At 58.4% G+C, this 20,589-nt stretch carries 17 protein-coding genes; 6 read left to right on the top strand and 11 right to left on the bottom strand.

Annotation, left to right across the window (positions count from 1 at the left end; translation table 11 throughout):
• Positions 1 to 5 precede the first annotated feature (5 nt).
• The 11 genes from NTD81_RS11150 to NTD81_RS11100 form a co-directional block, all read right to left on the bottom strand.
• Positions 6 to 815, bottom strand: coding sequence for an enoyl-CoA hydratase/isomerase family protein (locus NTD81_RS11150; RefSeq protein WP_262182405.1), 810 nt, complete (start codon positions 813 to 815; stop codon positions 6 to 8).
• 27 nt (positions 816 to 842) lie between these two features.
• A complete protein-coding gene (locus NTD81_RS11145; protein ID WP_262182404.1) occupies positions 843 to 1,601 on the bottom strand; it encodes an enoyl-CoA hydratase/isomerase family protein in 759 nt (252 codons plus the stop codon).
• Complete coding sequence (locus NTD81_RS11140; protein WP_262182402.1) at positions 1,598 to 2,770, bottom strand: acetyl-CoA acetyltransferase; 1,173 nt, start codon at positions 2,768 to 2,770, stop codon at positions 1,598 to 1,600. The genes NTD81_RS11145 and NTD81_RS11140 overlap by 4 nt, the downstream gene beginning before the upstream one ends.
• Positions 2,767 to 3,147: a Zn-ribbon domain-containing OB-fold protein gene (locus NTD81_RS11135; RefSeq protein WP_262182400.1), complete on the bottom strand. Its 381-nt coding sequence runs from the start codon at positions 3,145 to 3,147 to the stop codon at positions 2,767 to 2,769. The genes NTD81_RS11140 and NTD81_RS11135 overlap by 4 nt, the downstream gene beginning before the upstream one ends.
• On the bottom strand, positions 3,140 to 3,592 hold the full coding sequence (locus tag NTD81_RS11130) for a MaoC/PaaZ C-terminal domain-containing protein (RefSeq protein WP_262182398.1): 453 nt from the start codon (positions 3,590 to 3,592) through the stop codon (positions 3,140 to 3,142). Before NTD81_RS11130 ends, NTD81_RS11135 begins: the two co-directional genes overlap by 8 nt.
• Positions 3,589 to 4,068 carry a MaoC family dehydratase N-terminal domain-containing protein gene (locus tag NTD81_RS11125; protein ID WP_262182396.1) on the bottom strand — a complete coding sequence of 160 codons (480 nt, stop codon included), beginning with the start codon at positions 4,066 to 4,068 and terminating at the stop codon, positions 3,589 to 3,591. Before NTD81_RS11125 ends, NTD81_RS11130 begins: the two co-directional genes overlap by 4 nt.
• A gap of 9 nt (positions 4,069 to 4,077) precedes the next feature.
• On the bottom strand, positions 4,078 to 6,186 hold the full coding sequence (locus NTD81_RS11120; protein ID WP_262182394.1) for an acetate--CoA ligase family protein: 2,109 nt from the start codon (positions 6,184 to 6,186) through the stop codon (positions 4,078 to 4,080).
• Between the two features lie 34 nt (positions 6,187 to 6,220).
• On the bottom strand, positions 6,221 to 6,979 hold the full coding sequence (locus tag NTD81_RS11115; protein ID WP_262182393.1) for an SDR family NAD(P)-dependent oxidoreductase: 759 nt from the start codon (positions 6,977 to 6,979) through the stop codon (positions 6,221 to 6,223).
• A 17-nt stretch (positions 6,980 to 6,996) separates the two neighbouring features.
• Positions 6,997 to 8,127 carry an acyl-CoA dehydrogenase family protein gene (locus NTD81_RS11110; protein WP_262182392.1) on the bottom strand — a complete coding sequence of 377 codons (1,131 nt, stop codon included), beginning with the start codon at positions 8,125 to 8,127 and terminating at the stop codon, positions 6,997 to 6,999.
• On the bottom strand, positions 8,127 to 9,155 hold the full coding sequence (locus NTD81_RS11105) for an acyl-CoA dehydrogenase family protein (RefSeq protein ID WP_262182390.1): 1,029 nt from the start codon (positions 9,153 to 9,155) through the stop codon (positions 8,127 to 8,129). The genes NTD81_RS11110 and NTD81_RS11105 overlap by 1 nt, the downstream gene beginning before the upstream one ends.
• Positions 9,156 to 9,258: 103 nt before the next feature.
• The gene (locus NTD81_RS11100; protein WP_262182389.1) at positions 9,259 to 11,010 is read right to left on the bottom strand and encodes an FAD-binding protein; all 1,752 of its coding nucleotides are present in this window, start codon (positions 11,008 to 11,010) and stop codon (positions 9,259 to 9,261) included.
• Positions 11,011 to 11,334: 324 nt separating this feature from the next.
• Here NTD81_RS11100 and NTD81_RS11095 point away from each other — a divergent pair, with 324 nt between their 5' ends.
• The 6 genes from NTD81_RS11095 (at position 11,335) to NTD81_RS11070 (ending at position 20,391) form a co-directional block, all read left to right on the top strand.
• Positions 11,335 to 12,993 (top strand): DUF1302 domain-containing protein, encoded by a 1,659-nt coding sequence (locus NTD81_RS11095; protein WP_262182386.1) that lies wholly within the window; start codon positions 11,335 to 11,337, stop codon positions 12,991 to 12,993.
• A 42-nt stretch (positions 12,994 to 13,035) separates the two neighbouring features.
• The gene (locus NTD81_RS11090) at positions 13,036 to 14,406 is read left to right on the top strand and encodes a DUF1329 domain-containing protein (RefSeq protein ID WP_262182385.1); all 1,371 of its coding nucleotides are present in this window, start codon (positions 13,036 to 13,038) and stop codon (positions 14,404 to 14,406) included.
• Positions 14,407 to 14,805: 399 nt separating this feature from the next.
• The gene (locus NTD81_RS11085) at positions 14,806 to 15,801 is read left to right on the top strand and encodes a WD40/YVTN/BNR-like repeat-containing protein (RefSeq protein ID WP_262182384.1); all 996 of its coding nucleotides are present in this window, start codon (positions 14,806 to 14,808) and stop codon (positions 15,799 to 15,801) included.
• A 24-nt stretch (positions 15,802 to 15,825) separates the two neighbouring features.
• Positions 15,826 to 18,300: an efflux RND transporter permease subunit gene (locus NTD81_RS11080; protein ID WP_262182383.1), complete on the top strand. Its 2,475-nt coding sequence runs from the start codon at positions 15,826 to 15,828 to the stop codon at positions 18,298 to 18,300.
• A 68-nt stretch (positions 18,301 to 18,368) separates the two neighbouring features.
• Complete coding sequence (locus NTD81_RS11075) at positions 18,369 to 19,145, top strand: SDR family NAD(P)-dependent oxidoreductase (protein WP_262182382.1); 777 nt, start codon at positions 18,369 to 18,371, stop codon at positions 19,143 to 19,145.
• A 10-nt stretch (positions 19,146 to 19,155) separates the two neighbouring features.
• Positions 19,156 to 20,391 (top strand): NADH:flavin oxidoreductase, encoded by a 1,236-nt coding sequence (locus NTD81_RS11070; RefSeq protein ID WP_262182380.1) that lies wholly within the window; start codon positions 19,156 to 19,158, stop codon positions 20,389 to 20,391.
• The last annotated feature ends 198 nt before the right edge of the window (positions 20,392 to 20,589 follow it).

The raw sequence follows: 20,589 nt of genomic DNA, 5'->3' as shown, positions 1-20,589 counted from the left end.
GGCGGTTAGCGTCCGGCAAAAGTTGCGCTGCGTTTTTCCATAAAGGCGCTGACCGCTTCTTTATGGTCCTTGCTGAGGAAGGTCGCGGCTTCCAGTTGCAGTCCCATGTCCAGAGTCAGTTGGCTGTGATGGCGCAGAATCTGGTTAAGGGCGCGCTTGGTGCCTTGCACCGCCAGAGGTGGCAGCTGGGCCATTTTCACGGCCATGTTCAGCGCCTGCGCCTGCAACTCGTCGGGGGCGACCGCTTTGAGGGCCAGGCCCAGGCGGACGGCGTCCTGAGCGTTGATGCGCTCACCGGTCATGAGGTAGTACTTGGCGGTATTGAATGGCATTGCCAATGGCCAGGCCAGTGCGCCACCGTCACCGGCGACCAATCCCACGGGCACATGGGTGTCGGCAATTTGTGCATCCTCCGCCACCAGCAGCACGTCGCACATCAGGGCCAGGGTTGCGCCCAGGCCCATGGCGTAGCCTTGTACGGCACCGATCAGTGGCTGCGGGGTGTTGATAAAGCACTCAATCAGGTGGGCGGCGCTGCGGGTCACCACTTGCATGGTTTCATAGGGCGTCATTTCGGTCTGGGGCTCTTCGCCAAAAGACTTGACGTCGCCGCCCACACAGAACGCCCGCCCGGCCGCTTGCAGTACCACGGCGCGCACGCTGGGGTCATTGCGCAAGTCCGTCAGAATGGCCTCCAGGCCTTCGTGCATGTCGTCGCCAACGGCATTGAGACGCTCGGGGCGGTTCAGGGTCAAGATCAGTACATGGTCCTGGCGTTCAGCCAAGATGCTGCGAAAACGTCCGTAATCAATCATGGGAACTCCGCTAAACAGTGGGCTGGATTAGCCTCGGGAAAGTTTTTCCAACATGGCCGCGCGGGCTTTGGCGCGGGCTGGGTCGTTGACAGCGAGGTTTTGCAGAGCCGTCTCGGCCTCTAGTTGCTCAGCCAGGCTGTTCCGGCTTGCCTGGGTCAGTAAGCGTTTAGTCAGGCCGATTGCTGCACCGGGTTTACTGGCGAGCTGTTGGGCCAGGCTCAGGGCTTCTGGCAGCAGTTGTTCAGGCTCAACGACTTGACTGACCAAGCCCCATTGCAAGGCTTGCTGAGCATCCAGACGCTGGTTGCTGGCCAGCCACTGGAAGGCCCTTGAGTAGCCCAGCAGGCGGTGGATAAACCAACTGCCACCGGCATCGGGCACCAGGCCTATATCAACGAAGGCAGGAACAAACTTGGCGTGGCTCGACGCCAACTGAATGTCCGCCGCACAGGCCAGCGAAAGCCCGGCACCAGCAGCGGCGCCATTAATCGCGGCGATGACCGGTTTATCCAGCGCGGCCATGGCCAGGGTGTGGCTGTTGAAGGTATGGCGCAGGGTGTTGTGCCCCAGCGTGTCCGGCGCGGGCGGGGAGTGCAGGTCTGCTCCTGCGCAGAAAGCGCGGCCCGCCCCGGTTAATACCACCGCTCGCACGTCAGCTGAACTGGCCTCATACCAGGCATCAGATAAGCCCTGATGCAGCTCGCCATTGAAGCTGTTGAGGACCTCCGGGCGATTTAATGTAATCAGCAAGACGTCGCCGTGACGTTCGCGCAGCACGCAGCTCATAGGGTGTTCTCCGTGCCGAGAATGGCGGTGACCTGGCTGGAGAACTGGCCACCGTTACCTTGTGCCAGGGCGATTTCGACCTTGTTTTGCTGGCGCGCGCCGGCCTCACCGCGAATCTGGCGGGCGGCCTCAATCAGCGCAAAAATGCCGTACATGCCGGGGTGGCAATAGGCTAAACCGCCACCGTTCGTATTCACTGGCAGGCTGCCGCCTGGGGCGATACGGCCATCGGCAACAAAGGCGCCGCCTTCACCCTTGGCGCAGAAACCGAGGTCTTCAAGAAACATGATCGGGTTGATGGTGAAGGCGTCGTAGAGCTGCAAGACATCCACATCAGCCGGTTTGATTCCGGCCATGGCATAGGCGCGTGCGGAGGACTCCACCGCGCAGCTGGTGGTGAGGTCGGGCATCTGCGAAATGCTGCGGTGGGAGTGGGCTTCACCCGCACCCAGCAGGTACACCGGAGGCTTGCGCAGTTGCTTGGCGCGTTCGGCACTGGTGATCACCAGCGCGCCACCGCCATCGGTAACCAGGCAGCAGTCGCGAATGCTTAATGGGCTGGAGACCATCTTGCTCTCCAGCACTTCGCCAATGCTCAGCGGGCCTTTGCCGTAGTGGAAGGCCACCGGGTTTAACTGCGCCCACGCGCGGGCAGCCACGGCCACCTCGGCCAGTTGTTCGCGGGTGGTGCCGTATTGGTGCATATGGCGCGCGGTGGCCAAGGCATAGCCGGAAACCGGGTGACGTGGTTTGTACGCCGCTTCGTAATTGGGCCGCTCTTGTAGGCCGGTCATTGCCTGACGCCGATGGCCGTCTGCCCGAGGGGTGCTGCCATAGACAATCAGGGCGGTGTCGCATAAGCCGGCGTTAATCGCTGCCGCCGCGTGGAACAGATACGACAGGAAAGAGCTGCCGCCGATATTGCCGCTGTCACTGTAGCGCGGCCGAATGCCAAGGTATTCGCCGAAATCCAGATTGCTCATGAAGCGGCCCATCACACAACTGAACAAACCATCTACGTCCGTGGTGCGTAAGCCTGCGTCTTCCAGGGCACGGTAGGCCGCCTGAGCGGCCAGCTCGATGGCATAGCGCTGAGGGCCAACGTCGCCTAAATCGGATTCGGCCAGGCCTACAATGGCGGCTTTGCCGCGCAAATGCTGGAGGCTCATGCTGCGTCTCCTTCGACCAGATCAAACACGATGCGTGGCTCCTGATCATCCAGTTGCTCTAGGCGGGCTTTTACCCGGCTGCCGATAGCGGGGGCTGCACAGTCCGGCACGCAGCTCATCATGCGAAAGCCTTCATCCAGATCGACCAGAACCAAGTTGTAGTTCTGGACTTTGTCGTAAACCACGCTGACCGAGTACAGCGTGCCGAGGCCTTTGCTGTCTTGCAGACTGAGGTCCAGCGCGCCGCAGAATGGGCAGCCGGGGCGTGGATAAAAGATCGCTTTATGGCAGCTGGCGCAGGTCTGATAGACCAGTGCGCCACGGGCCAAGCCCTCAAGGTAGCGCTGATAGGGCGCCGTCTCGTGAACATCACGCATCTGATTCACCTTTGGGTTGGGCGTAGTGGGCGATGGCAGAGGCCTTGAGCACGTCCTGGCGTTGACCGTTGGCCTCGCGCTGAACCAGCAAGGAGCACGTGACGATGTGCTTGCCATCGGCGCTGCTTTGCACCGCATCCACCTGGCCGCTGAGGATCAAGGTGTCTCCCGGCCAGACTTGCGCCACGTAGCGCACGGCATATTTGCGCAGGGCGGTCAGGCCCAGCCATTCGCTGGCGTAGGTCGAGAGGATGCCGGCGGTGAGCAGACCATGGGCAAACACGCTGGGATAACCGGCGCGTTGAGCGAAAGTCTCGTCATGGTGGATCGGATTGAAGTCGCCGCCGGCCCCTGCGTAGCGCACTATGTCGGTACGGCTGAGAGGGCCGACCCGACGTTCTGCTGCCTGCTCGCCGACGCTGAAAGCCTTTATCAAAGTGCTCATGACGTGTGTTCCTCGGCGGCTTGCTGGGCAGTTACCGGAGGCATTTCGATGATGGTGCTGCGAGCGATCAGAGCCGGGCTGTCGGTCTCGTCGTAGAAGCCCATTTCACGGATGATCAGTGTCATCTCGCCGCGGGAACCTTGTTTTTTACTGACGTCGGCAATGTGTGTGCGCACGATAAAGGTCTCACCGGCGACGATGGGGCGCAGGTATTCCCACTCGTTGCCGCCGGCCAGCACGCGGCTCAGGTCGAGGTTTAGCGGGTTGCCTTGATGCTGCGGCTGCCAATGCAGGGTTGCGGTGCTGAATGTCGGTGGAACCAGCAAGGACAAAAAGCCCTGCTGGTACGCCGCTTGAAGGTCGAGATAGCAAGGGTCAGTGGCGAAAATCGCCTTGGCGAACTCCGCCACTTTGCCTTCCTCGACCTTGAACCGAAACGCTGGAAACTGGTAGCCGATCAGGGATTGATCTGCCATGTCTGCTCCTTAATGGGCCGCTTCAGGGGCGCCAGCCAGTACTACCAACGCATCTGCGGCGTAGGCTTTGCCTGCATCGACGCGGATCGGGTTGATATCGACTTCGCTGATGTTGTCGTGCTCCAGCGCCAGGTTGCCCACGCCGACCATGATGGCGGCGATCTGCTCTTGCTCATCGTGGGACAGACCACGGCGGCCCTGGACCAAACGCCCTTGGAGCAATTGGCCGAGCGCCTGGCGGGCGGTTTCGAGACTGAAGGGCGGGCGCAGCAAGGTGGTTTCAGCCAACTGCTCCACCAGCACGCCACCTAAACCTACAGCGACCATCGGGCCAAACACCTCATCGCGTTGCAGGCCGCAAGTGAGTTCCATGCGTGCCGGCACCATTTGCTGCACCAGAACCCCATCAAGTACGGCATGTGGCGCACGCTGCGCGACTTCTTCGAGCATGCTCTGATAGGCCTCGCGTATGGCTTGATCACCCTGCAAACCAAGGCGAATGGCGCCAACGTCGGACTTGTGCGGCAGTTGGTAGGACATGACCTTGATCACGACCTTGCCACCGATGCGGGCCGCCGCCGCGACGGCCTGATCTGCGCTGTGTACCCATTCTTCGGCTGTTACCGCGATGCCGTATTCGGCAAACAGGCGCTTGCCCTGGGCCTCCATCAGCACAAACTCACCGGCAGGCAGCTCCAGATGTTGACGACTGCGTGCCACACGCTGGGCGTTAGGGGTGAAGGTGCTGGCGCTGGTGGCCGTACGCGTCGAGAAGCGGTACAGAGCCGCCAGCGACTTGGCGACCCGCTGTGGGTCGGTGTAAGTCGGTACACCGGCTTCTTTGAGTGGCTCAACCAAATCGGTAGACAGGACGGCCAGAGGCTTGTCGGTGTTCTGGTAGAGCTTGACCAGGTCTTTAGCGGCCTCAATGGCGCGGGCCCAGGTCACGGTGGTGAGCATGTCCACCGACGGGCTGTGGGCAACCAGTTGTTGTACCGCCTTGAGCGCATCCGGCTGAATGGCGGCGGTGGTGTCGATGGGATTGGCCACGCTGCCGAAGAACGGCGTGTGCAGCACATCGAGCATCTTTTGTTGTTCATCAGCCGGAAAGGTGGGGACGTCCAGACCATTCAGGGCGGACTCATCCGCCAGTAACACACCAGTACCGCCGGAGGTTGTCATGACGGCCACGCGGTTGTTTTTGACGCGGCGGCCATCTTGGAAAATCATGCCCAGGTCGAGCATTTCTTCCATGCTGTGCGCCACGATTACACCGTACTGGCGGCAAACCGCATCAAACACATTGACCGCACCGACCACCGAGGCCGTGTGGCTCATGGCGGCCTTAGCCGCGGCTTCGGAGCGCCCGGCCTTGAGGATGACGAGCGGTTTGTCGAGCTCCTGGGCGCGGCGGGCGGCGGCAATAAATACCTCCGGGTCGCGCAGGGTTTCGCTGAAGGCCAGCATGACCTTGACCTCAGGCTGTTCGACCAGATAGCGCAGCACAGCGGCGATATTGACGTCCAGCTCGTTACCGGTGCTGACAAACCAACCCAGGCGCAGGCCCGTGAGCAACCCTTTGGTGGTCAGGTAAGAGCCAAACCCACCGCTTTGCGACACCAAGGCTACGCTGCCGCCTGGAGGCAAGGGCTCATCCGGCGTCAGGGCAAAGTTGGCCATAACGCCACCGGCGATATTCAGGTAGCCAATGCAGTTTGGACCGATGACGCGCACCCCTCCCGCACGGGCTTTTTCGGCAATCCGCGCCTGCAAGGCCATGCCTTCTGCACCGGCTTCGGCAAAGCCGGACGAGAGCAGCACCACGCCGCCCACGCGCTTGGCGACAGCCTGTTCGATGATGGCTTCGACGGCATGGCTGGCGACGGCGATGACCACCAGATCGACGTTTTGCGGCAGCGCGTTGATCTCGCTGTAGGCCGTCAGCCCTTGCACTTCAGTATCTTTGGGGTGAATAGGGAACAAGCTGCCGTTGAACGAGCGCTTGATATTGGCAAAGACCAAACCGCCAATGCTGTACAGGTTGTTGGACGCACCGACCATGGCAATGGATTGCGGAGCGAGTAACCGGTCCAGGCCGTTCGAGTTGTATGTTGTCATTGTGATGATCCTTATTTAATCAACGCCACGGTGCTTAGCGCACCAGCATGGAGCCGCCGTCGACCGACAGGACCTGGCCGGTCATGTAGGAGGACTCGGCGCTGGCGAGGTAAATGAAGGTCGGAGCAATTTCGTCGGCTTCGGCCGAGCGCCGCAGTGGGTGTTGCTTGAGTGCGGCGGCGCGTTGTTCGGCGAACTTAGGGTCGTTCATGATGGTTTTGGTCATTTCTGTGGCGGCTGCTGGCGCCACGGCGTTGACCAGAATGTTGTGCTTACCCAGCTCGCGGGCGGCGGTGCGCATCATGCCGAGCATGGCGGACTTAGCCGCGGCATAGTTGATCTGACCAATCGAGCCGTTTTGCGCGGTGGAGGAGCTGACGAAGATAATCCGCCCCCACTGCCGCTCGATCATGTCGTGGACCACGGCCTGCAACCAATAGAAGGAGCCATGCATGTGCACATCAATAACTTGCGTCCATTCGCTGTCAGTCATCTTGTGCAGCATGGCGGGGCGGGTGATACCTGCGTTATTGACCAGAATGTCGATAGCGCCCAGTTCGCTTTTGATCAGGGCTGCTGCGGCATTAACTTCTTCGCGTTTGGAAATGTCACAACGGACAAATAGCGCACGGCCACCTGCCGCTTGAATCAGCGCTGCGGTTTCCTCACCCCCTGCCACGTTGACATCCACCACAGCCACTGCTGCGCCTTCTTGCGCATAGCGTTGTGCAATGCAGCGGCCAATGCCTTGTGAGGCGCCAGTGATGACGGCAATCCGATTTTGTAAACGCATAAACTGTGCTCCAAGGATCAGCGCGGCATGTCGAGCATGCGGGCGAGAATGTTTTTCTGGATTTGCGAAGAACCGCCGTAGACGCTCACTGGACGCGAGGTGAAGTACTCGGCCAACCAGCGCGGCGCATGGCCGTTGAGTGCATCTGCGCCCAATATGTCGAGCGCGACATGCATGGTGTATTGCGCGGCTCTGGACCACAGCAGCTTGCCCACGGAGCCTTCCGGGCCAGGGGCTCGGCCCGCCAAGCGCATGGACAGTTGCTGGGCCACATTGAGGCTCAAGACCTGGATGTCGACATAGGCCTTGGCCAGCTTTTGCCGGGTGGCCGGATCTGCCAGCAGACCGCGTGCTTGCGCAATTTCTTCGAGTTCGTGCAGCTGACGACGCAGGGTCGAGATGGAGCCCGTATCCGAAGCGCCACGCTCGTAAGAGACGGTGGTCATGGCGATGCGCCAACCTTCACCTTCACTACCGATGCGCTGGCTTTCGGGAATACGCACGTCGTCAAAAAACACTTCTGCGGTTTCCGGGTCGCCACTGTGCAACACAATGGGTTGCACGGTGATGCCGGGGGCGTTGAGCGGCGTGAGCAGGCAGGATATGCCTTTGTGCTTGGCCACACTGCTGTCTGTGCGGGCCAGCAGCAGGCACCAGTCAGCAAACAAGGCGCCACTGGTCCACATCTTCTGGCCGTTAACTACGTAGGTCTGCCCGTCGCGTTCTGCGCGGGTGCGCAGTGAAGCCAGGTCAGAGCCTGCCCCTGGTTCACTAAAACCTTGGCACCACTGCACCTCACCGCTGAGCAGGGTCGGCAGGAACTGCTGCTTCTGCTCCTCGGTGCCGTAAGTGAAGATGGCGCGGCCTAAGTAGTTGACCATGGCCGGCAGGCGCGGCGAGTCAGCGCGGCTGGCCTCATCGTTGAGAATGGCGTCGTAGCTGGCCTCAAGGCCCTGGCCGCCGTATTCCTTGGGCCAGTTGAGGCCCATATAACCGCCTGCATAGAGGGCTTGGTGCCAGCTTTTTTGCAGGACGCGCTGACCTTCGATGGAGGTGATGTCACGCCAGTTGGCCGGAATGTTGTGTTTGAACCATTCGCGCAGTTCCAGACGGAATTTGGCTTCGGCGGGTGTGTCACGGTAATCCATTAGCAGGCTCCCAGGCGGGCATCGGCAATCTGATGCAGTTGCTGTGATTCGTTACCAAACAGGCGGGCATTGAGTAGGGCGCGGCGGGTATAGACGTGGGCGATGTGTTCCCAGGTCTGGCCGATGCCGCCATACACCTGCATGACTGTCTCGGTCACTGGCAGGGCAACGGATGAGGCATAGGCTTTGGCTGTGCGTGCTGCGAGCAGGGCTTCGTCGGCCGGCAGTTGGTCAACCGCCCAGGCGGCGTAGCAGGTGGTGCTTTGAGCTGCCTGGATTTGCACGAGCATTTCGGCGCACAGGTGCTGGATGGCCTGGAAGCTGCCAATCAAGGCTTCGTACTGCACGCGCTCTTTGGTGTAGGCCACCGCGCCGGTAAAGGCCCCTTGCAGGGTGCCGGTAATGTCAGCCGCCAAGGTGGTCAGCGCTAGGGCTTGCCAACGCTTGAGGGCGTCGGCACTGAGGCGGCTGCCGACTGTTTCGACAGTGCCCAGTGCGCCTTCGCGGCGCAGAGTGGCACGGGTCAGGTCGGCGGCTTTATCTGCCGCGACAAAGCCCTGATTGAGGCTGACGCGTACGACGTGATCATCCTGTAAACCCAGAGCGTAATGCGCTCCTTCACTGTCCCAGGCGAGGCAGTCGCTTTGGCTCGGCGCGGCGAGTTGCTCAAGTGTCCGGTCAAGCAGCAGTGCGTAACGGCATTCACCCGCGGCCAGTTCTTCAATCCATTCCTGCGGCGCTTGTGCCAGAGCCAATAGCTCGCTGGCCAGAAGCCCGGAAACAAAGGGTTGCGGTACCAGGGTTTCAGCCAGTGCCTGAGCGGCAATCATGACTTCTACGCCGGATGCCAGAGGCTCGCCGTTGTCGCGCAGGCGCAGCCCCAACAAACCCACTTCAGTGATCATTTGCCATGCGTGATCACGCTTGAATGTGTTCAATTCATGGGGGTTACTGATGCCAATAGACTGCGCAAGCCGTTTGGCGGTGCTTTCGAACATTTGCTGTTCTTCATTGAAGAGAGCGAGCACGGGGTAGCTCCTTTTTCGGGTTAGCAAGGCGTGAGTGGGGAGGGCCGTGCCTGGCGCAATTCTTGATAGCGCCAGGCACGGCCGTCATGCCGCATATGCAGTATTAAGCGAGGGTCTTAGTAGGCTGTTCGCTACGCGGCTTATGGTTGGCGTTGGCAGCCACGTGATTGGCGGCCCGATAGCCGAACGTAAGAGCGGGGCCTAGGGTGCCGCCGGCGCCTGGGTAGGAGTCTGCGGTGACGGCACCAGAGGTGTTGCCGATGGCGTACAGGCCGGGGATCGGCTTGTCATCGATGTCGAGGACATTGGCTTGCTTATCGACTTTGAGGCCACCCTTGCTCCCCAGATCGCCCAGATCAACCCGAATGGCGTAGTAGGGCGCTTTATCGAGGGCGCCGAGGCTGGGGTTAGGCTGGTGGCGTGGGTCGCAATAGAAACGATCAAAGCTGTAGTGGCCGCGCTTGAACTCCAGGTCAACGCCAGTGGCGGCGTAGCCATTGAAGGTCTGTACGGTGCTTTCCAGTTGTTTGGGATCAAGGCCGATTTTTTGTGCCAGCTCGCTCAGACTTTCGGCGCGATAGAGCACGTTGTCCCACCACTCCGGTGGCAGGCTGGAGTCGGGCATGATTGAGCCCGGCATGATGCGGCCGAGGATATTTTTCTTGCGGTAATTGGCATCAAAGATAAACCAGCATGGGCTGTTGGCGCCGGTCTCGGCGTTATCGCGGATCATCTCGTGGCCGAAGTCGTTATACGACATCGCTTCGTTGGTGAAGCGCTTGCCCTTGCGGTTAACGCACAAGCTGTGGGCGTAACTGCGCTCAATAAACAGGGCGCTGCGCATGTTCACGTTTGGCGTGTCGGCGGCGGGGAGGCGTATGGTGGGAGCCCACCAGGCCTCATGCATAAATTCAGTAGCAGCCCCGATGTTCTGTCCAGCCAACACCGCATCACCGGTATTGGCCTGCATTGGGGTTACGCTCCACTCAACCTGGGTTTTAACGGGCAGGTATTTGTCGCGCATCTTCTGGTTTTGCTCAAAGCCGCCACAAGCAAGAATCACCGCGCCGCTGGCATGAATCTTAAAGGTGTTGCCGTTTTGGCTTACGACGGCACCCGTAACCCTGCCGTTGTCCACAATGAGTTGTTCCAGTTTGGTGTTCAGCAGGAGCTGAATCTTGCGCTGTTGCAGACCAATGCGCAGGCCTGCAATCAGGGCGCTACCCATGGTGACACGGCGGTCGCGGCGGGTTTTGGCGCGCCAACCGAGGTCCGACCAATAGTTCCAGATCAGTGAGAAGATCTTCCGCTTCCAGCCTTTGGCGCGCGCGCCCAGCATCTGCCCGTCGTAGTAGTCCAGAGCGATGCGGCCGAACAGCTTGGCACCCATGTCGGCTTCGCGCAGGGTGAAAAAATCTGCGCCCAGAACGCCGGCATCAACCGGTTCAACGAACATCGTGCGGCCGTTGTCGGAGGCGCCCGGGAGGTGTTGGCAGTAGTCAGAGTAGCCCGCCACCGGGTTGTACTTAACCCCAATCTCCTGGCGCATGTATTCCACCATTTCTGGGGCCGTATCCAGGTAGGCGCGCAGTTTTTCTTCTGCGACAAGGCCATGGGTACAGGCTTTGAAATAGGTCAGTGCTTGATCGTACGAGTCTTGCTGGGCAATGCCTTGGTTGTTCGGAATCCAGATGCCGCCACCCGACAGGGCCGAAGTGCCGCCGTAACGATCGGTCTTTTCGATCACCAGTACGTCCAACCCCAGGTCGTGGGCGCGGTTGGCGGCAAGCAGCGCGCCAGCTCCTGAACCCACAACCAGAACTGCACAGCGTCTGTCGTCTATGGCAGGTTTCATCACTTGGATCTCCGTAATTGTGCGCTTATAGGCATTGTTGTTTTGGAGGAGGACCTGCACTCGCAGAGGGCAGGGCGATGTTTATTAGGTTGGCGTTTGCGTGTGAGCAGAGGCATCAACCGAATGCAGTAGATTTAGGATTTTTATGCGGGCGGGAGGTGTTTACAGATTTATCTGTTGTGCTACTGCAAACGGTTGATGTGTGTGTCGTGTGTTGTTGTTGAGACTAAGTGCAGGTCGTTTATGCGAAGGCAGGCGGCCTCACACAAGTAACAAGACAAGCTGAACAAGAACAACTCCAGACTTGGACTTGCGGAGCACAACATGCGACTTAAAGAACATGCGTCACTTGCGGTAAACGATTGGCGTCGGGTTACGGTGCCTGTTGTATTTATGGGGTTTTTGCTCAGCCCGATGGCACAGGCAATACAGATCGACACCGGTAATCCAGATATACGGATTAACTGGACGACTGAATTGCGCTTGGGATTGGGCTGGCGGGTCGAGGGCATTGATTCAGACCTCGGTAACGACCCGACCTCGCATCAGTCCGACTACTTTGCTGAGCGTGGCGATATGACGAAGCGTCGCCTGGATGTGCTCAGCGAATTCGACTTCATCTACAAGGATGATTACGGCTTTCGTGTGAGTGCCACGGGTTGGTACGACCACGCTTATCGTGATGATGAGCTCAAGGGCAACCCCATGTACGCCGGGGCTGAGGCCTACCCGAATAACAAAATGTCGCGCCAGGCCCGGCGCTACTATTACGGTCCGTCGGGTGAAATTCTCGATGCCTTCGTCTTTGGTCGTTTTGATCTGGGACGTGTGCCGGTTCAGGTAAAAGCGGGGCAGCATGCGCTGGTCTGGGGTGTGTCGCAGGTTAACTCCAGCGACTCGATTACCTGGAGTCAGCAGCCCGGGAACCTGCAGAAAGGGGCGGAAGTTCCGGGTGCGTCACCCAAAGAACTGGCCATGCCGTTACCGCAACTGTCCTTCCAGGCTCAGCTCAGCGACAGCGTTTCTTTCTCCGGCTACTACCAGCTGGATTGGGAGCCTAACCGCCAGGCTGAGGGCGGGACTTTCCTCGGGGCGCCAGACTTCTTCTATGGTGATCAGGGGCGCATTTTTACTGGGGTGACCATTCCCGGTTATGGCCCGCTGTATGTCAAACAGGGTGAGATAATTGAGCCCAGTGACAAATACGGCAACGCCTATGGCGCCCAGTTGAGCATCAGTCCGGACTGGATGGGGGGCGGCAACTTTGGTTTGGTCTATCGCCGTCTGAATGAGATGCAGCCGTGGTTGGGGCTGATGTCGTTTGATCCGACCGACACCATGGTCTACTCGCGCTTTCATCAGTCTTACAACACCGGTGTCGATCTGTTTGGTGTCTTCACCAACTTCAGCTGGATGGACATCAGTTGGGGCGCGGAGATATCCCATCGACGTGGCACCGCGCTGGACAGCAATTCAGATCTTATCTTCGATAACGATTTGACTGGTGCGACTGGCAACACCTGGCACGGGCTGTTGAACGCGCAAGCGCCGATGCCTAATTTGCCGTTGTATGACTTCGGCATTGTGGTGGCGGAAGTGGCGTATACCTACCTCGATAAAGTGACGCATAACGCCTCACGCTTCTACGAGTGTAACGATGCCCTTGATGGCCCAGGCTGTGGCACGCGCGATGCCAGCAGCTTCTCCCTGATCGTTCAGCCTACGTGGAGTCAGGTCTTGCCTGGCGTTGACCTGACTGGCAGCGCCATTCTGGCCGGCTATGGCTTGCATGGTAACTCGCCGACCCTGATGGGCTCTGCCAAGCGCGCGTTTGCCTGGTCGTTGGGGCTCACTGCTGACGTTGATCAGCGCTACAAGATTGGTCTGTTGTATTCCGATGCGGGGGATTCCGAGGATCGCATAGGGGCAATGGGTAGTACTGACCGTGGTCGTATCAATCTGACATTCCAGACCAGCCTGTAAATGCTTGCCTCTGGATAACAGGGGCAGTGCAAGGTTGTGGGTATGTTTACTGAGGACAATAAGATGAAGATTACTCAGATTGCTGCATCAGCAGCGCTGTCAATTCTATTTGCCGCTCCTGTATTGGCGGCAGTAACGGCCGAAGAAGCGGCGCAATTGGGCACGGATAAACTGACCAGTGTAGGTGCAGAGCGTGCGGGCAGTGCTGATGGCACTATTCCGGCTTGGACTGGGGGCTGGAAAGGTCCGCAGATGCCACAAGAAGGTGGGATTTATCCTGATCCGTTCGTAGGTGAAAAAGCGCTGTACTCAATCAATGCCCAGAACATGGCGCAATACGCCGACAAGCTCTCTGCGGGCACGCAAGAGTTGATCAAGCGCTGGGCGGATTATCGGGTGGATGTTTATCCAAGCCATCGCGTCGTCGATTTTCCCGAGTGGTTGAAGAAGGCCACTATCGCCAATGCCACACGAGCGCAGGGTACTGAAGATGGTGCTGAGGTAGCCGGTGCCATGGGCGGCTATCCCTACGCCATTCCGAAAACTGGCGCTGAGGTTATCTGGAACCATAACTTGCGTTATTACGGGCCGCCCTACCGCTCGCGCTTTGCGGGTTACATGGTGGACTCCTCCGGCAACCTGATCATGACCCACGACCTGGAAAACTATACGGAGTCGCCGTATCACGAGGCGCCGGAAGAAGTCGCGCAGTATTTTCAACGGCGTCTGAGTGTCTATCACGGCCCTGCGCGCATGGTGGGCGAGAAGTCGTTGACGTACATGAGCCTCAACTTCAAGAAAGACGGTAACAACAAAATCTGGTCATACAGCCAAGGTCAGCGGCGCGTGCGGCTGGCGCCGGACTTCGGCTACGACACGCCAATGACCAACGCCGGTAGTACCTATTTCTTTGATGAGCTGGGTATGTGGGAAGGGCAGCTGGATCGTTTTGACTTCAAGCTGGTGGGTAAAAAAGAACTGTTGGTTCCCTACAACAATTACAAAATGCTGATGCATTCCACCGCCAAAGAGTCTTACGGCAAGCAATTTGCCAATCCTGATCTGATGCGTTGGGAGGCGCACCGTGTCTGGGTCGTGGAAGCCACGTTGAAGGCTGGTAAGCGCCATGCGCAAAGCAAGAAGGTCTTCTATGTTGATGAAGATAGCTGGTCCATCGTGCTGTATGAGGGCTACGACCAGGCCGGCAAGATGATGCGCAGTGCGCAGGGGCTGCTGACCTATGACTGGAACAGCCAGTCGGTTCCGAACACCCCCATGGTGATTTACGACCTGGTCAAGGGCCAGTATGTCAGCTCCATGCATATGCAAGGTGGCAGTGGGTATGTGCGCGTTGCGCGCTGGCCCAATAGCCGTATGACATCTGATGCCATGGCGGGCGGCGGTATTCGCTGATCCGCCCAAGGCGTGCCGTTGCGCCGTTAAAGAGAAACCCCAATCACTGATTGGGGTTTTTTTTGCCTTGTATTTAAACGGCTTAGGGCTATTTAGCGGCGTTGTCGGAATTTCTAATCCACATGCAGCATGCGGATCTAGAGCCATTTCTCGAAACTCAAGTCATTGCTGAAGTGGTGCTCGTTTTTATTGGCGCCTTCGCAAACTTAAAACAACAGCAGACTCGATCTTGCGGAGAAATTTATGCGTGTAAGTAGGATGGTCACTGCCCGTTCTGGTATCAGCTCAGCTGGCGTGAGGTGGTTTTCAGGCTGGATACTGTCAGTGCTCTTGAGTGTGTCCTGTCACGCAGTGGCTGCTGAAACCTTCGTTGACCCTTTGGATCAACCTGCATCTGCCATGTCCGCAGTTAACTCCAAGCCTTTGCGTGATATTGCCAATACCGGCAAGCGCCTGGTGGCTGTGGGCGAAAGCGGTTTGATCGTGATTTCCGATGATCAGGGCTCAAGCTGGGTCCAGGCCAGTGTGCCGGTCAGCGTCGACCTGAATGCGGTGTATTTTGCCAACGAGCAACAAGGCTGGGCGGTCGGTCATGGCGCAGCCATTCTGCACACTAATGACGGCGGCCAAACGTGGAATAAACAGCTTGATGGCCGTGAGCTGGCCGCAATCATCAGCACTTATTTCGAGCAGGGGCACTCGGGCTTATCCGTAGAGCGTGCTCAGGCCTATCTCGAGGCCATCTTGAACATGACCCGGCCAGGTCCTGGTCAGTTCTTTATGGGGGTTTGGTTTGATACGACCGGGCAGCAGGGTTACGCGGTAGGGCCTTTTGGCTTGTTCATGGGCAGCCGCGACGGTGGTAAGAGCTGGCAACCCCTGAATACTCAGATTGAGAACAATGACCTGCTGCATTTGACTGCCATTCGTGAGGTCGACGGAACTCTGGCGATTACCGGTGAGCGCGGCCATGTCTGGACCCAAGGACCTGGTGCGCAGACGTTCGTGGCGCGGCAAACCGGTTATGGCGGCACCCTGTTCGGTTTGGCCGGGACATCGCATGTCATGCTCGCATACGGCCTGCGCGGCCATGTGTTTCGCAGCTCCGACGCGGGGCTGAATTGGTCGCCAGTGAATAATTATTTCAAGACGGGAGTGATCGCCGGCGCGCCGCTGGCGGATGGCTCTCTGATTCTGGTCAGCCAGGCCGCACAAGTGGCCACGCTTGATCCGCAGGGGGATCGTCTGACCCCCATCACCATCGCCAACCCGAGCCTGTTTACTGGCGTGGTTGGTCTTTCGGCAAATCAATTTGCACTTGTAGGGCTTAACGGCGTGACCACTCACAGCGTTCCCGTTAAAGCTCAGTCGAGTATGGCGTTGATGCTCTATTGAGCCTGATTTTAGAGGAATAACAAGATGGCCAAGCTTCAGGATGATAGTGCGACGCTGGTGATCCCTGATCGTAAAGATTTTGATAGCCGCTCAGGTAATGCGCTGGAGCGCTTGATTTTCAACAACCGGCTCTTTTTTGTGCTGCTCTGCAGCCTATTGACGTTGGTGTTGGGGTATCAGGCGTTGGGACTCAAGGTGAATGCCAGCTTTGAGCGGATGATGCCCAGCTCACATAGCTTTATCCGCAATTACATGGAGAACAAACAGGATCTCGCGGCGCTGGGTAACTCGGTGCGGGTGATGGTTGAAAACCCCAATGGGACGATTTTTGATCCTGATTATTTGCAGGCTTTGCAGCAGATTAACGACAAGATCAATCTGGCCCCTGGGGTGGATCGGGCCTGGATGCGTTCTCTGTGGATGCCGGCGGTGCGTTGGAATGAAGTGACTGAAGTGGGCATGGAGGGGGGGCCGGTCATGCCCCACAACTATGACGGTTCGCCGGCCTCTCTCGAGGAATTGCAGACTAACGTCATGCGCGGCAACTTGATTGGCGATCTGGTTTCTCTGGATATGCGTTCCTCGGTGATCATGGTGCCGCTGATGGATAAAGATCCACTGACTGGCAAGCCCTTTGATTACAACGAGTTTGCGCGCTTTTTAGAGCATGACATTCGTGGCCAGTTTGAAGCGGCGGCGCCCGGTGCTCAGCCCAAGGTGCGCGTGCACATCATTGGCTTTGCCAAGCTGGTGGGGGATCTGATTGATGGCCTGACTCAGGTTATGGGCTTCTTTGCGATCGCGGCGCTGATAGTCGCTTCGATCATTTACGCCTATACCCGTTGCCTGCGCAGCTCGGTGCTGCTGGTCGTCGCCTCGCTCAGCAGTGTGGTTTGGCTGCTGGGGTTGATGGAACTGCTGGATTACGACATCGACCCGTATTCGATTCTGGTGCCGTTTCTGGTCTTCGCCATTGGTATGTCCCATGGCGCGCAGAAAATGAATGGCATCATGCAGGACATCGGGCGCGGTACTGATCGTTATGTCGCCGCCCGTTATACCTTTCGCCGCCTGTTTGTGGCGGGGTTGTCCGCGTTACTGGCCAATGTGTTTGGCTTCGCCATCTTGATGGTGATTGATATACCGGTTATCCGCGATTTGGCGGTTACGACCAGTATCGGGGTCTTTGTGCTGATCTTCACTCAGCTCATCATGGTGCCGGTCATGTTGTCGTATATCGGTGTTAGTCCCAAAGCGGCACACCGCAGTGTCCGTAATGAGCTGGAGCGCAACACTCAAAGTGGCGGCTTTTTCAAAACCATTAACGATCTGTTGGTGAAGTGCACGCAGCCCGGCCTGAGTCATGCATTGGTGATCATGGCCTTGGTGGTCGGCTACTTTGCCTATGACATCCGTCGTGATCTGCAGATCGGTGATCTGGATGCGGGCGCGCCTGAGCTGCGCGCCGATTCGCGCTACAACCGCGACCTGGCTTTTTTTAACAGCAGTTTTGGCCGCTCCACCGATCAGTTTGCGGTGATTGTTAAAACCGAACCCGGCGAGTGCTCCACCTTTGAAACCCTGACCGAAATCGACCGGCTCAGTCGCATGCTGAGGGATGTGCCAGGTGTGCAGTCGGTGGCCAGCCTGTCGTCGTCAGTGCGCTTTATCAACTCCAGCTACGGTGAAGCAAACCCGAAGTGGATGAGCATTCCGCGGGTGTCGGAAGTGGCTGCTCAGGCTGCGCAGTTGGCGGTTATGCAGTCTCCTGAGCTGGCCAACCAGACCTGCTCGGTTTCGCCGGTGGTGGCATATCTGGCCGATCACCGTGCCGAAACCCTGAACCGCGTGGTTAAAGCCGTCGAGGCGTTTGCCGCTGAGCATGACAACGACAAACGCCGCTTTTTGCTGGCTGCAGGGCCGGCTGGTATCGAGGCCGCCACCAATCAGGTAGTCGCCTCAGCGACCTTAACGGTTTTGCTGCTGCTGTATGGCTCGGTGGTGATTCTCTGCCTGATCGCGTTTCGCAGTTGGCGCGCGGTGATCGTGGCGTTGGTGCCGCTGGTGATCACCTCCTTGCTGTGTGAGGCGATCATGGTGCAGATGGGCATTGGCGTTAAGGTCGCGACGTTGCCGGTGATCGCCCTCGGGGTCGGCGCAGGTGTCGATTACGCCCTGTATCTGCTCAGTATCCAGCTCACGCTGCAACGCAAAGGCGCTTCGCTCGAAGAGGCCTATGCCGGGGCACTGCGCTTTACCGGCAAGGTCGTCGCTCTGGTGGGCCTGACCCTAGCGGCAGGCGTGCTGACCTGGGTCTTTTCACCGATCAAGTTCCAGGCCGATATGGGCATTCTGCTGACGTTCATGTTCTTGTGGAACATGATCGGTGCCCTGGTGCTGATCCCGGCGCTCTCCCATCTGTTACTGCGCGGGCAAACCCGCAAGCCGGCCGTAAGCCCTGAAGGGCAGGCCGTAAGTCCACAGGTACAGCGGGCGTGACGCGTATTGCTTGGCTATAGCGGTAATCGGATTGATCTGACTAATAACGATAAGAAGGATGTTTGCTGATGAGCCCAGTTCTGCGTTTTACCGATAAGAACATTATTGTCACGGGTGGCGCTTCCGGTATTGGCCGGGCCACGGTCATCCGCTTGGCTGCTGAAGGCGCACAGGTGCTGGCGCTAGACCGTGACCTAGATGGCTTGGTGCAAACCCAGGCGCTGGCCCAAGCCACTGCAGCAGCGGGGGCAACAGTGGTGTATGCGCAGGTGTCGGTGACGGATGAGGTGGCCGTGAAACAGGCCATGGCCGACTTTGTCGCGCGGACCGGCCATCTCGATGTACTGGTCAACTTGGCCGGGGTTTTAAGCTCCGAGCACACCACCAAAACCTCTTTCGAAGAGTTTATGCGGGTTGTGCAAATCAATCTGGGCGGCACATTCCTCTGCTGCCGTGAGGCGCTGCCATACCTGCTCGAAAGCAAAGGCAATATCGTCAATGCGGCCTCGACATCGGCATTTTTTGGCCACGCCTATATGGCGGCGTACTCGGCGAGCAAAGGAGGGATTGCTGCGTTGACGCAAGCCTTGTCGCGTGAATACCTCAATCGCGGTGTGCGTGTGAACGCAGTGGCGCCGGGTGGCATTGCCACGCCTATGGTGGCGGCGCAGGCCCAAAGCTTTCCCGAGGGTGCTGATTTCCAGCTGTATATGCACTTATCCCGACCCGATCGGCAGCTGGGCAAGCCTGAGGAGGTCGCTGCGGTGATCGCCACTCTGGCCTGCGCCGATGGCAGCTTCATCAACGGTGAAGTGGTGCGTATCGACGGTGGAACTCACGGTTAAGGAGTGCCCCATGAGCGCACAGAGCAAAACACAAGTCTCGCCATTTTCACCGCTGATGTTCGGGCCGTTGAAGCTGCGCAATCGGTTTATCAAGGCCGGAGCCAATGAAGGCATGACTCCGGATGGCATGCCGACCAAGGCGCTCTTGCAGCACCACCGGGATATAGCGGCCGGTGGCGTGGGTATGACCACGGTGGCCTACGGTGCGGTTTCACCGGAGGGGCGTACGTTTAAGCATCAGTTTCATATGAGCAATGAGGTCATCCCCCATCTGCGGGCACTGACCGATGCGGTACATGCCGAGGGGGCTGCGGCCTGTTTGCAGATTACCCACGGTGGGTCTTTCACCATGCTCAAGCCTGCGCATGGCTACCCCAAAAGTGCTTCGTCAGGCTTCAATGCTTTCGGTTTTCTGCAGGGTATTTTGTGGCAGACGCAGATGCAGGTCGCCGATATGGAGCGTGTCGCGGCTGAGTTTGCGCGGGCTGCGCAATTAGCTCGCGAGGCCGGCTTTGATGCGGTTGAAATCCACATGGGCCATGGCTATCTGCTGAACCAGTTTCTGTCTCCGCTAAGTAATAAGCGTAAGGATGGGTATGGTGGCAGTGTCGAGGCGCGCACACGCTTTCCCGCGCTGGTGTTGCGGCGGGTAAAGGATGCGGTTGGGCAGAACATGGCCGTGAGCTGCAAGATCAATCAAACCGATGCCGCACGTGGTGGGATTGACCCACAGCAGGCCGCGGTCACCGCTCAGGTTTTGCAGGCCGAAGGCGCGGATCTCTTGACCTTGAGTGGCGGCCATAACATGTACAGCCCTTGGGCCTTGTTTGGCAGTGCCATGCCGATTGCTGACATGAAGGCCCAGACTAAAGGCCTGGCCCGTATCGGACCTTGGGCGTTGGGCTTACAACAGCCCAAAGATTTGCAATTTCGTGAGCTGTATTTCCTAGAGTCGGCACGCCTGATTCGCCAGGCCGTTTCTATGCCTTTGGCGCTGGTGGGCGGGGTTAAATCGCTGGCAGCGGCGCAGCAAGTGATGCAGGAAGGGTTCGAGGCAATCGCTCTTGCGCGGGCCTTGATCCATGATTCAAGCTTTGTGAACAAGTTACAGCTGGGGTCGCTGCATCAGTCGGCCTGCAACAGCTGTAACGGCTGCGTAATGGGCATCTATGATCCCAACGGTGTGCGCTGTGTGTTTAACCCACCGAACGATCCGCAGTTGTCCAGAGTCCTTGCAGGAGATTGAGTCACGACCAAGGAGGGCTTACTGCTGTGCTTGTAATAAAAATAAAAAAAAGAGGTAAGACCGATGCCAGCCGCCAGAGTACTTAGAATTGTGGAACGTCCAGACAGTAGTTCAGCCTCTAACTCACCCCCGTTGCTTAGTCTTTCTGATCAAGCCCATCTAAAGAATTTGGTCAGCACGCTGCGCCAAAGTATTGGA

Source organism: Pseudomonas sp. 5P_3.1_Bac2 (assembly GCF_025465995.1).
Lineage (GTDB): Bacteria > Pseudomonadota > Gammaproteobacteria > Pseudomonadales > Pseudomonadaceae > Aquipseudomonas.
Note: the sequence above shows the minus strand (reverse complement) of the source record. Positions and strands in the feature narration are given on the sequence as shown.

Coding starts and splice junctions, on each gene's coding strand:
- NTD81_RS11150 (WP_262182405.1), bottom strand. CDS start 815: ATGATTGATTACGGACGTTTTCGCAGCATCTTGGCTGAACGCCAGGAC.
- NTD81_RS11145 (WP_262182404.1), bottom strand. CDS start 1,601: ATGAGCTGCGTGCTGCGCGAACGTCACGGCGACGTCTTGCTGATTACA.
- NTD81_RS11140 (WP_262182402.1), bottom strand. CDS start 2,770: ATGAGCCTCCAGCATTTGCGCGGCAAAGCCGCCATTGTAGGCCTGGCC.
- NTD81_RS11135 (WP_262182400.1), bottom strand. CDS start 3,147: ATGCGTGATGTTCACGAGACGGCGCCCTATCAGCGCTACCTTGAGGGC.
- NTD81_RS11130 (WP_262182398.1), bottom strand. CDS start 3,592: ATGAGCACTTTGATAAAGGCTTTCAGCGTCGGCGAGCAGGCAGCAGAA.
- NTD81_RS11125 (WP_262182396.1), bottom strand. CDS start 4,068: ATGGCAGATCAATCCCTGATCGGCTACCAGTTTCCAGCGTTTCGGTTC.
- NTD81_RS11120 (WP_262182394.1), bottom strand. CDS start 6,186: ATGACAACATACAACTCGAACGGCCTGGACCGGTTACTCGCTCCGCAA.
- NTD81_RS11115 (WP_262182393.1), bottom strand. CDS start 6,979: ATGCGTTTACAAAATCGGATTGCCGTCATCACTGGCGCCTCACAAGGC.
- NTD81_RS11110 (WP_262182392.1), bottom strand. CDS start 8,127: ATGGATTACCGTGACACACCCGCCGAAGCCAAATTCCGTCTGGAACTG.
- NTD81_RS11100 (WP_262182389.1), bottom strand. CDS start 11,010: ATGAAACCTGCCATAGACGACAGACGCTGTGCAGTTCTGGTTGTGGGT.
- NTD81_RS11095 (WP_262182386.1), top strand. CDS start 11,335: ATGCGACTTAAAGAACATGCGTCACTTGCGGTAAACGATTGGCGTCGG.
- NTD81_RS11090 (WP_262182385.1), top strand. CDS start 13,036: ATGTTTACTGAGGACAATAAGATGAAGATTACTCAGATTGCTGCATCA.
- NTD81_RS11085 (WP_262182384.1), top strand. CDS start 14,806: ATGTCCGCAGTTAACTCCAAGCCTTTGCGTGATATTGCCAATACCGGC.
- NTD81_RS11080 (WP_262182383.1), top strand. CDS start 15,826: ATGGCCAAGCTTCAGGATGATAGTGCGACGCTGGTGATCCCTGATCGT.
- NTD81_RS11075 (WP_262182382.1), top strand. CDS start 18,369: ATGAGCCCAGTTCTGCGTTTTACCGATAAGAACATTATTGTCACGGGT.
- NTD81_RS11070 (WP_262182380.1), top strand. CDS start 19,156: ATGAGCGCACAGAGCAAAACACAAGTCTCGCCATTTTCACCGCTGATG.